We start from the raw sequence: 12063 nt of genomic DNA on the forward strand, positions 1-12063 counted from the left end.
GTCATACTCTATGTGAAAGGGTGTATTCATGGAATTGACTACAGAACAATTTATTCACGATTTTGAGGCCACGCTCAAAGAGCAGAAGCAGATTACTATTGCCGATGCTATACCAGAAGAGCTGTTCTTGGCTTTAGCGAAAACAACGCGTCAGTACTACACGCCGTTGTGGCTCGACCGTAAGCATGCTTTGCAGAAGAGAGAAGACAAGATTGCTTTCTACTTCTCCGTTGAGTTCCTTCCTGGTCGTATGCTCGAGACGAACCTGCTCAACTTGGGTATTCTCGATACGGTTAAAGATGCCTTCACTCAACTGGGCGTGGACTTTGACGCTGTAAAAGAATCCGAACACGATATGGCTTTGGGTAACGGTGGTTTAGGTCGTTTGGCTGCAGCCTTTATGGATTCCTTGGCCACAACCGGTTATCCAGGTTTCGGCAATGGTTTGCGCTACCGTTATGGCTTGTTTAAGCAGCGTATCGTTAACGGCTATCAGGTGGAGCTTCCAGACTCCTGGTTCGGCTCTATTGGCAATGTGTGGGAGACGCGCAAAGACCACGATATTGTCTACGTGAGCTTCTTCGGTAACGTGTATATGACCGATGCGGGAGATGGCAAGCTTAAGCCTGTGTACAATAACGCGCAAGTTTTGCGTGCCGTGCCATACGATGTGCCTCAAATCGGCTTCGGCAACGGGGTAGTGAATAATTTGCGCTTGTGGGATGTAGAAATTCCGGAAGAATACGAACTGAACTATCCAACGATCGAAGATCGTCGTCGTGTAGAAGATATTACGGCCGTGCTCTACCCAGACGATTCCACCGATGAGGGCAAGAAGTTGCGCCTTATGCAGGAGTATTTTATGACTTCTGCAGGTTTGCAAACTATTGTTAAGTCGTATCTGAAGATGGGCTTGCCTTTGGAGCGTATTTACGAGAAAGTTTCGGTGCATATTAACGATACGCATCCTGCTGTGGCTCCAGCGGAGTTTATGCGCATTCTCGTCGACGATTACGGTTTGGAATGGGATGTTGCGTGGGAAGCAACATGCAAGACCATGAGCTATACGAATCATACGATTCTGTCCGAAGCATTGGAGAAGTGGCATACGGGCTTGTTCTCCTATGTTTTGCCTCGCGTCTACCAGATTATTGTGGAAATCGATAATCGTTATATCTCCCGGATGAGCGCTCAAGGTGTTGACTACGAAACCATCGAAAATACGCGCATCGTACGCAATAGCCAAATCCATATGGCGCATTTGGCTATTATCGGCGGCCACAGTGTAAACGGTGTGGCAAAGCTGCATACCGAGTTGCTTAAGGAAGATACTCTGCGCGACTTCTACAAGATTTCGCCAGAAAAGTTTAACAATAAAACTAACGGTATTGTGCAGCGTAGATGGACGCAAATCGCTGCCCCTCATCTGTCTCAAACAATTGATAAATGGATTGGTGACGGATGGCGTAGCGATATTCATGAGTTGCGCAAGCTGAACGATTTTGTCGATAATCCAGATGCGCAGGCAGATTTCTGGCAGGTGAAGCAGGAATCTAAACAGCGTTTGGCTGATTATATCGAGAAGACTACGGGTGTTCATGTGAACTCTCAGGCTATTTTTGATGTGCAAGTCAAGCGTTTACATGCGTATAAGCGACAGCTGCTGAACGTTTTGCATATTATTAAGCTGTACTGGGATATTAAAGATAATCCGAACGCAGACTTTACACCACGAGTATTTATTTTTGGCGCAAAAGCAGCACCCGGTTATCACTTTGCCAAGTCTGTGATTAAGGTTATTAACGAGTTAGCAAACCTGATTAATAACGATCCAGCTATTGGCGATAAACTTAAAGTGGTATTCCTTGAAAATTACCGTGTAAGTCTTGCTGAGCTTATTATTCCTGCAGCCAATGTCTCTGAACAGATTTCCTTAGCTTCTAAGGAAGCATCAGGAACATCAAATATGAAGTTTATGATGACAGGCGCTGTTACTTTAGCTACTCTCGATGGTGCAAATATTGAGATTAAGCAAGAAGTAGGCGACGATAATATCGTGATTTTCGGTATGGATAAAGACGCTGTTTATCGTCACTACGAGTCACACGATTATTATTCTCGTGGCATTTATGAGAGTAATCCAGTTATTCATCGTGTGGTTAACTCACTGGTAGACGGCACTATTCCAAACTGTCAGAGCGAAGGTAACGAAATCTTCGATGCCCTTATTACCTATAATGATGAGTATTTCCTTCTCGAAGACTTCCAATCTTATGTGGATGCTCAAGCGCGAATTGCGCAGTTGTATGCAGATCGCTCTAGGTGGATGCATATGAGCTTAATGAATATTGCTAATTCCGATAAGTTCTCTTCAGACGATACGATTCGTCAGTATGCTCAAGAGATTTGGCAGTTACATTTGCCTCAAGCATAAGCTAAGAGTTCAGGAACACAAGGCGTGTACACATTGATTGTGTGCGCGCCTTTCTTGTGGCATGCTCAGCCGTATAATAGTGTGGTTGTAGAGATAGGATATGAGCGCAGGTAGGGAATAATGGCTTCGGATTTTTATTTGATTGTGGGTTTAGGCAATCCAGGTAAAAAGTACGAGGGAACTCGTCATAATATGGGTTTTATGGTTGCTGATGTTTTGGCTCAGCGGTGGAATGTTAGTCTGAGCGACCATAAAGGCTTGGCTCAACTGGGCAAAGGCGTGATGATGCTTGACGGACGCTCTTTTAAATTCTTTTTAGCTAAACCGCTGACTTTTATGAATAATTCAGGCAATGCTGTTGCTTCTATCTGCGCGTATTATTCCATCGAACCAGATCACGTGATTGTTGTGCATGACGATATGGATTTGGATTTTGCTCGTATGAAGGTTAAAGCTGGAGGCTCAGCTGGCGGTCATAATGGTATTAAATCCATTGATCGTTCTTTAGGCACACCTCAATATGGGCGTGTGCGTATGGGAGTTGGTCATGCAGCTAGGGGAGCTCACGCTCGAGAAAACACTGTGAACTGGGTGCTTGGCGGTTTTAATGCGGCGCAGAAAAAAGAATTAGATGAGTTTTTGATGGACGGTGCTGATGCAGTAGAGTCCTTAATAACTGATGGTGTGCAACGCACACAGGAGAAATTTAATGGCCGATAGATTAAGCCTGTATTCTACATTACGTGCTTATACTGAGCAGTTAAGTCAAACGGAGGATTTTTCACGTCTTTTGGAATGCGCTAGCAGCACTCCATCACTTATTCAACGTGTGGGGGCGGTTCAAGGTATTCGCCCTGCAGCTGAAGCAAATCTTGCTCATGAAGGATCGACTCCTCTTGTAGTTCTTGTATCTTCTGGACGGCAAGCAGCACAAACAGCTGAAGAAATTCGCTCATGGTATGACGGTCCAAGCCATGATATTGCTGTGCTAGATGCTTGGGAAACCTTGCCACATGAACGCTTAAGCCCGCGTGCAGATACAGTAGCTTCACGAATGGCTATTTTTCGCCGTTTAGCGCATCCAGCATCAGAGGTATCAGCTCAGCTGGGGCCTATTAAAATTTTAGTTACTCCCGTTCGCTCATTAATCCAGCCCATTGTGGTGGGAGTACAGGATGTAGAACCACTTATTTTCCGTCGTGGCGACAGTATGGATATGCACGATGTGGTGGAGCGTCTTATAGAAAATGCATATACACGCACAGATTTGGTTATGGAACGAGGTCAATTTGCTGTCCGTGGTGGCATTCTCGATTTGTTTCCTCCCACAGCACCTCATCCCGTCCGTATTGATTTCTTTGGCGATGATATTGATGAAATTCATGAATTTCATGCATCTGATCAGCGCACATACGGCGATGATTTAGATAGTGTATGGGCTACTGCTTGCCGTGAAATCCCTTTAACTGCTCAGGTACGTCAACGTGCTCATGATTTGATTGGACATATTGCTAACGCTGATGACATGCTGGAGTCTATTGCCCAAGGAATTCCTGTAGAAGGTATGGAATCCCTTATTCCTGCGCTATGCGATGACGTTATGCCTGTGTATAAACTCTTTGAGAAAAATACGCTTGTTCTCGTTCATGATGAAGAGCGAGTGCGCCGAGCCGCTGAAGATTTGCTGACTACTGCTCAAGAATTCTTAGCCGCAAGCTGGCATGTGGCGGCCACCGGTGGTCAAAGTGAAGTACCAATTAGCTTTGAAAAGTCAAGCTTTATCGAGCTACAGAGCGTTTTCGATGACATAGAATCCATGGGCAGTAGCATCTGGATGCTCACTGAATTTGGGGTAGACGAAGATGTAGAAGGCACTGTTGCTCTCCATGCGCAACACAGTGAAGAATACCGCGGTGACGAGAGCAAAGCAACGCAAGGAATAGCAGCTTTTATTGAGCAGCAGATGAGGGTAGTTATTACATGTGCTGCTAAAGGAACACTTGCACGTTTAGAGCGTATTTTACGTGAAACTGGTATAGATATTAGCGAAGTATCTTTCGTTTTATCGCATGTATCCAGCGGTTTTGTGGACGATCAGGCAGGTTTAGCTGTTCTCACAGAAAAAGATATAACGGGACGATCTTCTGTAGCAGCTCAGATGCGCACCCCATCAAAACGACGCAAAGCTATCGATCTTGTGGATTTGAAGCCGGGCGATTTCGTTGTGCATGATAAGCATGGTATCGGTCGTTTTGTTGAGCTCCAACAGCGTATAGTCGGTCTGGGCAACGCGCGCAGTCAACGTGAATATCTTGTTATTGAGTACGCGCCAAGTAAACGCAATGCCCCAGCAGATAAGCTCTTCGTTCCAGCTGATCAACTCGATCAGCTCAGCAAATATATTGGAGCAGAACTTCCTAAACTGAATAAACTTGGAGGCTCTGACTGGGCGAGCACTAAAGCTAAAGCACGCAAAAAAGTCAAAGAAATAGCACAGGACTTAGTAGCGCTCTACTCAGCGCGTCAGCGTACCCAAGGTTTTGCGTTTAGTCCTGATTCTCCATGGCAGCGCGAACTTGAGGAAGCTTTCCCATATCAAGAAACACCGGATCAGCTCACCACTATCGACGATGTAAAACGCGATATGGAAAAAGCTATTCCTATGGATCGCCTTATCTGTGGTGACGTAGGCTTCGGTAAAACGGAAATTGCTATTCGAGCGGCTTTTAAAGCAGTCCAAGATTCCAAACAAGTAGCCGTGTTAGTGCCAACCACTCTTTTGGCTCAGCAGCATTACGATACGTTTAGCTCGCGCTACGATGGTTTCCCCGTCAAAGTGGCTTTGCTTAGTCGTTTTCAAAGCGCTAAAGAGATTAAAAAAACTGTGGAGGAGATTGAAGCTGGATCGGTTGATGTGGTTATTGGAACCCACAAACTTCTTAACCCTAGTATTAAATTCAAAGATTTAGGCCTCGTTATTATTGACGAAGAACAGCGTTTTGGAGTGGAGCATAAAGAAACTCTGAAGGCTTTGCGCACAAATGTGGATGTGCTCTCACTATCTGCCACACCTATTCCGCGTACTTTGGAAATGTCTATTACAGGTTTGCGCGAAATGTCTACGCTCGCCACCCCTCCGGAAGACCGCTTGCCAGTCTTAACGTATGTAGGAGCGTACGAGGATGCGCAGGTAGTTGCTGCAGTTCGTCGCGAAATTCTCCGTGAAGGTCAAGTATTTTATGTGCATAACCGTGTGCAAGATATTGATAAGCAAGCTCAAAAAATTCGCGATCTTATACCAGAAGCGCGCGTAGCAACCGCGCACGGCAAGATGAGCGAAAAACAGCTCGATACGGTTATTCAAGGCTTTTGGAATCGTGAGATTGATGTGCTCGTATGCACAACTATCGTGGAAACAGGTTTGGATATTTCCAATGCGAACACTTTAATAGTAGATCGCGCTGACCGTTTTGGCTTATCTCAGTTGCATCAGTTACGTGGGCGTGTGGGGCGTGGTCGAGAACGTGCTTATGCGTATTTCCTGTACGATCCATCAAAAACCATGACTCAAACAGCGCATGATCGATTAAGCACTATTGCTCAAAATACCCAGTTAGGTGCTGGCTATGATGTGGCGATGAAGGATTTGGAACTGCGCGGTACGGGTAATTTATTAGGGGGAGAACAGTCGGGACATATTGAAGGTGTAGGTTTCGACCTCTACGTGCGTATGGTGTCTGAAGCAGTGATGGAATATAAGGAACCAGAACGTACTGAAAGTGTCTCTGTTTCTATTGATTTGCCAGTAGAGGCTTCTATTCCGCAAAGTTATATTGATTCTGATGCTTTGCGCATGGAAGCCTATAGAAAGATTGCCGCTGCACGCACCCAAGATGACTTCGAGGAGATTCGTAACGAGCTTACTGACCGTTACGGTAATCCTCCTCATGAGCTGGGTATTTTGTTTGAAGTTGCTGCTTTGCGCTTACAAGCACGTGAATTGGGTATTACCGAGTTGATTGCTCAAGGCAAGAATATTCGCGTGGTAGGAATGGATCCTCAAGACTCAGTTATGCTGCGCTTGAAGCGTATATACAAAACAGTGCAGTATCGTCCTGTTACCCATACGCTTATTATTCCTACGCCTTTCCAAGGCATGTTAGGGCAGCCTGCTATGAGCACTGCTGAAGTGTTGAAGTGGACTCAAGATTTGCTCGATGATTTGACGTGGAAGAATAAACCCACACAAAGTTGAGCATATCGTGGCGCTTAGTCCACAAAAACTATTATTCTAGTGATTGAAATCACAACCTAGTTAAAGGAGTAGTTGTGTCCGCAATTGAAAGTGTATACGCACGTCAAATTCTTGATTCTCGCGGTAACCCAACCGTAGAAGTTGTTCTCAGCACTGAGTTCGGCGTAACAGGTAAGGGTCTTGTTCCTTCCGGTGCTTCAACTGGTGATGCAGAGGCTTGGGAACGTCGCGATGGCGATAAGTCTGTTTACATGGGCAAGGGTGTTCTCGAAGCTGTTAAGGCAGTGAACGAGGTTATTGCTCCAGCAGTTATCGGCATGGAAGTTTCTGACCAGCGTTCCCTCGATGCAACCATGATTGAACTCGATGGTACTGCAAACAAGGGTAAGCTCGGCGCAAACGCAATCTTGGGTGTTTCTTTGGCAGCAATCTACGCTGCAGCAGAAGAAGCAGACCAGCCATTGTACCGTTACTTGGGTGGCACCAACGGCCACATCTTGCCAGTGCCAAACATGAACATTATGAACGGTGGTGCTCACGCAGACTTCGCAACTGATATTCAGGAATACATGATTTCCCCATACGGTTTCGAAACCTACAGCGAAGCTCTGCGTGCAGGCGTTGAGGTATACCACACCTTGAAGTCTGTTTTGAAGAAGGAAGGTCTCGCAACTGGTCTTGGTGACGAAGGTGGCTTCGCTCCAAAGATGAAGTCCAACGAAGACTCCCTCAAGTACATTATGCGTGCAATCGAAGCAGCTGGCTACGAGCCAGGCAAGCAGATTGGTATTTCCCTCGACGTAGCTTCCTCTGAGTTCTACAACAAGGAAACCAACAAGTATCACTTCGACGGTGAAGATCGTGAAGCAGCATACATGCTTGACTACTACGAGAACCTCATTAATGAGTACCCAATCGTATCTATCGAAGATCCATTCCAGGAAGAAGGTTGGGAAGACTGGGCAGCAATTACTGCACGTCTCGGCGATCGTCTCCAGTTCGTAGGTGACGATTTGCTCGTAACCAACCCAGCTCGTTTGGCTAAGGGTATTGAGCTCGGTGCAGCAAACTCCTTGCTCGTTAAGCTCAACCAGATTGGTTCTGTAACCGAAACTCTCGATGCTATTGAATTGGCAACAAAGAGCGGCTTCACCTCCATGGTTTCCCACCGTTCTGGTGAAACTTCTGACACCACTATTTCTGATTTGGCAGTGGCAAAGAACACTGGTCAGATTAAGACTGGTGCTCCAGCCCGTGGTGAGCGTATTGCTAAGTACAACCGCCTCATCGAGATTGAGGAAGAGCTTGGTTCTAACGCAGTATACGCTGGTTACTCTGCATTCAAGGCTTGCAAGAAGTACCTCGCAAAGTAAGCGTAGACACGCATGAGCGTGTGCATAAGATACCCACTGCTTTCGTTTGTTTTTTATAGAACAGTCGAGTGCAGTGGGTATTTTCGTATGTATGGCTAGCAGACACCGCACCTCTTCTTCACGTTCGACATCGTCGAATCGTTCATCATCGTCAGTGCGCACTGTGCGTTCACGTTCGAGCGTATCACGGTCTGCTACACGCGATGAATTGCGCGATATAATGAATAGCCGTAATTCTCGTAAATCTCAGAATGAGTCACAGGGGAGAACAGCACGTAGGGAAAGCTCAGGGAAAAAACGGTCTGAGCAGAAGCTATCTGCACGCTCGTCATCTGCAAAAAATCTTGCTGTAGCACGCACGCCTCGCGGAGGATTAAGTTTCTTCTTAGGTATTATTATTTTTCTCCTTGCTGCGCTTAATATCGGTCTTGTCTTTAAAAGTTATGCGCAAAATCTGGGACAGCTGAATGCTCTAAGGAATCAAGAAGCGGAACTTATTCAGAAAAAAGCAGACCTAGAAAATGATATTTCACGATGGTCAGATGATGCTTATGTCACCGCTCAAGCGCGAAAACGGCTTGGCTTTGTTTTCCCGGGCGAAAGAAGTGTGCTGGTTAAGAACGCTCCTCAAGATGCGCAACATAATTCTACTGAGGAAAAATCAAGGACTGAAGACAAAAAGCTACCATGGTATAACGAAATTCTTTACGCGATGGAAAGCACAGATCGGGCGGAAAATCCGAATGGTGCAACGAGCCAAGCCCAGTAAAACTTACTCATACCAATCTTTTATAATCCTTATTTCTATGCTGAAGGAGCGCTTATGTGGCCTCAACATACATACGTCTCACCGCAAGAGTGTGCGCACTATTTTCTCGATAATCCTGCTACTGAGGAAGATATGCAGGCTGTAGAGCAGCAGCTTGGCAGATATCCTCGTGGCATGATAGCTGTGGGAGCGCGTTGCGTGTGTGGATCACCACTAACAACCGTTACACGGCCTTTGGTTGACGGGAAAATTCCGTTCCCTACAACTTTCTATCTGAGTCATCCTGGAGCAGTAAAAGCTATATCCCATGTGGAGGCTGCGGGGCGTCTTACCGAGCTGACAGAGCAGCTGAAAACAGATGAGGAGCTTGCTGCGGGCTATGCGCGTGCACACGAAGCATTTTTAGCTGTACGCACTGCGCTAGCCGAGAGTTTGGGCGATAGTCAAGAACATATCGATGGTATTAGTGCTGGAGGCATGCCTGAGCGTGTGAAATGCTTGCATGCAATCCTTGCACAAACATTGGCTATGGGACCGGGAGTAAACCCAGTCGGCGATTTAGTTATGAAAGAAATTGCTCACGAATTTGACCCGAATGTGTGTCGTTGCGCTCACTAGTGGTGCGTGTACGTACTGAGATTTTACTGATTTCTGCTGAGAATGAAGGAAGCTAGGCATGGTAACAGTTGCCGGAATTGATTGTGGAACGAATTCCATTCGTCTGATGATTGCTCGCGTCGATGAGAATGGCATGCATATTGTTTTACCACGTATTATGCGTGTGGTGCGTTTAGGCGAAGGTGTAGATGTTAATCATGCTTTTAGCCAGGCTGCTTTAGAACGTGTATATGCGGCAATCGATGAATTTGCGGATCTTCTTGCTCGCTATCAGGTGGATGCTTTACGTTTCGTTGCTACAAGCGCAACACGAGATGCTCGTAACCGTGAAGACTTTGAGAACTATGTGCATGAGCATTTAGGTGTGTGGCCTGATGTTATTTCGGGTGAAGAAGAAGCTCGATTGAGCTTTTTGGGGGCAACGAGTGTAGCTGGAATAGACCAGTATGAAGCTCCTTTTCTCGTTGTGGATTTAGGCGGTGGATCTACTGAATTAGTGCTTGGTGGCACGCAGGCTGAGAAATTACATGTGCAAGCAGCTTATTCTATGGCAGTAGGTTCTGTGCGTATGAGTGAAAGACATCGCTTAGATGATGCTCCATCTATAGAAGCGATTGAAGCCGCCACGAAAGATATCGATGAGCATATTGAGCAAGCAGCTAGCGTTGTTCCTTTAGATGCTGTACGCACGATTATTGGCGTGTCGGGAACAGTAACAACTATGTCTGCTGTGTGCCTCGGTCAAAAAGAATATCGTGTTGAAGAGGTAGACGGAGCAGTTCTGTCTATCGATGCAGTTGATGAGGTGAATCAGCGTGTTTTGCGTATGACCCGTCAGCAGCGCGATACCTTAAGCGTAGTCCATCCTGGACGTAGAGATGTTATTGGAGCAGGAGCATTAGTATGGTCGTGTGTTTTAGCGGCTGTGCAGACAGCAGCAGCAACACGCGATATTCGGATCGACTCATATATTGCCAGTGAACACGGCTTATTAGACGGTATTGTGCGTGACTTGGGGCAGCGCATGCAACATGCAGACAGGGCTGTGCATGAACAAAGTTGACATTTTTCTCCCTCTTGTGGCATAATAATTTTTTGTTGCTTGCCTCGGTGGCGAAATTGGTAACCGCAGCGGACTTAAAATCCGCCACCTGAAAAGGTTTACGGGTTCGAGTCCCGTCCGAGGTACTAACAATCTTGACTGCAAGGAGTTCTTATGAGCGAGCAGACCACACCAAACGTTAATGCAGAATTTGGTGCATATCCACAAATTTCCTTCCCAGCTCCTCAAGCCCCAGCAGGTCTGTATTGTGCAGAGCTTGTTGAAGGCGATGGTCCTATGGTTCGCAAGGGCGATATTGTAACCGTAAATTATCATGGAGTTATTTGGGGCAAAGACAAGCCATTTGATTCCAGCTTCGATCGTCATCAGCCGATTGATTTTGGTATTGGTGTTGGTCAGGTTATTAAGGGCTGGGATAACACTGTGCCAGGTCATAATGTAGGTTCTCGTTTAGTGGTATCAATTCCTCCACAGTATGGTTATGGCTCTCGTGGCGTTCCTCAGGCAGGTATTGGTGGCGACGATACGCTTGTTTTCGTTATCGATATTATTGCCACCACATCTGGCCGTTAAGATTAATGCATCTTTCATTGAAATAATTGATGTGCATTAACTTAAAGGAGTAATAATGGCAGATCCAGAAGAAAAAGTTATTCAACTGACCCAAGAAGCCTACGATAAGCTGAAAGAAGAGCTTGAATGGCGTGAAGGCGAGTATCGTCAAGATATTACCGAGAAGATTGCTGCTGCACGTGCAGAAGGCGATTTAAGTGAAAACGGTGGGTATCAGGCAGCGCGTGAAGCTCAGGGTAAGAATGAAGGTCGTATTAACGAGCTGATTGTTAAGCTTCGTAACGCTCAGATTATTCAGCCTGTAGCAGCCGGTGAAATCGGTAATGGTACAGTTGTAACTATTGCTTTGGCTGGTAAAGAAATGACCTATCTGATTGGTTCACGCGAAATCGCAGTAGCTTCCGATTACGATGTGATTAGCCCAGAATCTCCAATGGGAGCAGCTATTTTCGGTCATCACGAGGGTGATACCGTGGGATATAAGGCTCCTAATGGACGCACATTGTCTGTGGAGATTAAATCCGCTAAGCCAATGTAAAAGCCAATCCAATAATAAATTGAGTTTTACAACTTATAGAGAAAGCTCGCCACTGGAAGATGCAGATGGCGGGCTTTTTGGTTGCTTGTGGGTGCGTGGTTAACAGCTGTTTTGCACAATCACGCTTGAAACTGCGTTACGCCCGACAAGCTCTTACTCTCAGGCATTCTGCTTAACCGATTCATACACCTGTTATGCCAGTTTTGATGCACAAAAATGGCTTCAAAACTGGCATATCGGTTGCGCGTATCGACTTCACGCATGACGATATACCATATTCACACGGTAACGATGTTTTGACACCTGACTGCCAGAGGGATCAACTGGAACCGACTAAACGGCATCTTCTGCTAAACCTTACTGAAATCCGAAGAGCCAATATACTTGTTATTTTCCTTGTTCCCCGTGTTTCGCCTATATACTGAACTACACTGGCATAC

Annotated in this window: 9 protein-coding genes and 1 tRNA gene; all 10 read left to right on the plus strand. The window is 46.0% G+C overall.

The window, feature by feature from the left end:
- The first annotated feature begins 28 nt into the window (after window positions 1–28).
- Complete coding sequence (locus G464_RS0103765) at window positions 29–2434, plus strand: glycogen/starch/alpha-glucan phosphorylase (protein ID WP_022856796.1); 2406 nt, start codon at window positions 29–31, stop codon at window positions 2432–2434.
- Window positions 2435–2554: 120 nt separating this feature from the next.
- Window positions 2555–3154 carry an aminoacyl-tRNA hydrolase gene (pth, locus tag G464_RS0103770; RefSeq protein WP_022856797.1) on the plus strand — a complete coding sequence of 200 codons (600 nt, stop codon included), beginning with the start codon at window positions 2555–2557 and terminating at the stop codon, window positions 3152–3154.
- The gene (mfd, locus tag G464_RS0103775) at window positions 3144–6689 is read left to right on the plus strand and encodes a transcription-repair coupling factor (protein ID WP_022856798.1); all 3546 of its coding nucleotides are present in this window, start codon (window positions 3144–3146) and stop codon (window positions 6687–6689) included. Before pth ends, mfd begins: the two co-directional genes overlap by 11 nt.
- Window positions 6690–6763: 74 nt before the next feature.
- On the plus strand, window positions 6764–8062 hold the full coding sequence (gene eno, locus G464_RS0103780; RefSeq protein ID WP_021618528.1) for a phosphopyruvate hydratase: 1299 nt from the start codon (window positions 6764–6766) through the stop codon (window positions 8060–8062).
- A gap of 91 nt (window positions 8063–8153) precedes the next feature.
- Window positions 8154–8831 carry an FtsB family cell division protein gene (locus tag G464_RS0103785; protein ID WP_080651140.1) on the plus strand — a complete coding sequence of 226 codons (678 nt, stop codon included), beginning with the start codon at window positions 8154–8156 and terminating at the stop codon, window positions 8829–8831.
- A gap of 54 nt (window positions 8832–8885) precedes the next feature.
- A complete protein-coding gene (locus G464_RS0103790) occupies window positions 8886–9449 on the plus strand; it encodes a DUF501 domain-containing protein (protein WP_021618526.1) in 564 nt (187 codons plus the stop codon).
- Window positions 9450–9507: 58 nt separating this feature from the next.
- Window positions 9508–10512, plus strand: coding sequence for a Ppx/GppA phosphatase family protein (locus tag G464_RS0103795; RefSeq protein ID WP_021618525.1), 1005 nt, complete (start codon window positions 9508–9510; stop codon window positions 10510–10512).
- 41 nt (window positions 10513–10553) lie between these two features.
- Window positions 10554–10637: transfer RNA gene (locus G464_RS0103800), tRNA-Leu, on the plus strand.
- Window positions 10638–10665: 28 nt separating this feature from the next.
- Window positions 10666–11085: an FKBP-type peptidyl-prolyl cis-trans isomerase gene (locus G464_RS0103805; RefSeq protein WP_022856800.1), complete on the plus strand. Its 420-nt coding sequence runs from the start codon at window positions 10666–10668 to the stop codon at window positions 11083–11085.
- Between the two features lie 55 nt (window positions 11086–11140).
- Entirely contained in the window at window positions 11141–11623 is a 483-nt protein-coding gene (locus G464_RS0103810; RefSeq protein WP_021618523.1) for a GreA/GreB family elongation factor, read from the plus strand.
- The last annotated feature ends 440 nt before the right edge of the window (window positions 11624–12063 follow it).

Origin of the sequence: Alloscardovia omnicolens DSM 21503, from assembly GCF_000420505.1 — a bacterium.
Taxonomy (GTDB): domain Bacteria; phylum Actinomycetota; class Actinomycetes; order Actinomycetales; family Bifidobacteriaceae; genus Alloscardovia; species Alloscardovia omnicolens.

Excerpts from the sequence above, each read along its gene's own strand:
- G464_RS0103765 (WP_022856796.1), top strand. The coding sequence starts at position 29 with ATGGAATTGACTACAGAACAATTTATTCACGATTTTGAGGCCACGCTC.
- pth (WP_022856797.1), top strand. The coding sequence starts at position 2,555 with ATGGCTTCGGATTTTTATTTGATTGTGGGTTTAGGCAATCCAGGTAAA.
- mfd (WP_022856798.1), top strand. The coding sequence starts at position 3,144 with ATGGCCGATAGATTAAGCCTGTATTCTACATTACGTGCTTATACTGAG.
- G464_RS0103785 (WP_080651140.1), top strand. The coding sequence starts at position 8,154 with ATGGCTAGCAGACACCGCACCTCTTCTTCACGTTCGACATCGTCGAAT.
- G464_RS0103790 (WP_021618526.1), top strand. The coding sequence starts at position 8,886 with ATGTGGCCTCAACATACATACGTCTCACCGCAAGAGTGTGCGCACTAT.
- G464_RS0103795 (WP_021618525.1), top strand. The coding sequence starts at position 9,508 with ATGGTAACAGTTGCCGGAATTGATTGTGGAACGAATTCCATTCGTCTG.
- G464_RS0103805 (WP_022856800.1), top strand. The coding sequence starts at position 10,666 with ATGAGCGAGCAGACCACACCAAACGTTAATGCAGAATTTGGTGCATAT.
- G464_RS0103810 (WP_021618523.1), top strand. The coding sequence starts at position 11,141 with ATGGCAGATCCAGAAGAAAAAGTTATTCAACTGACCCAAGAAGCCTAC.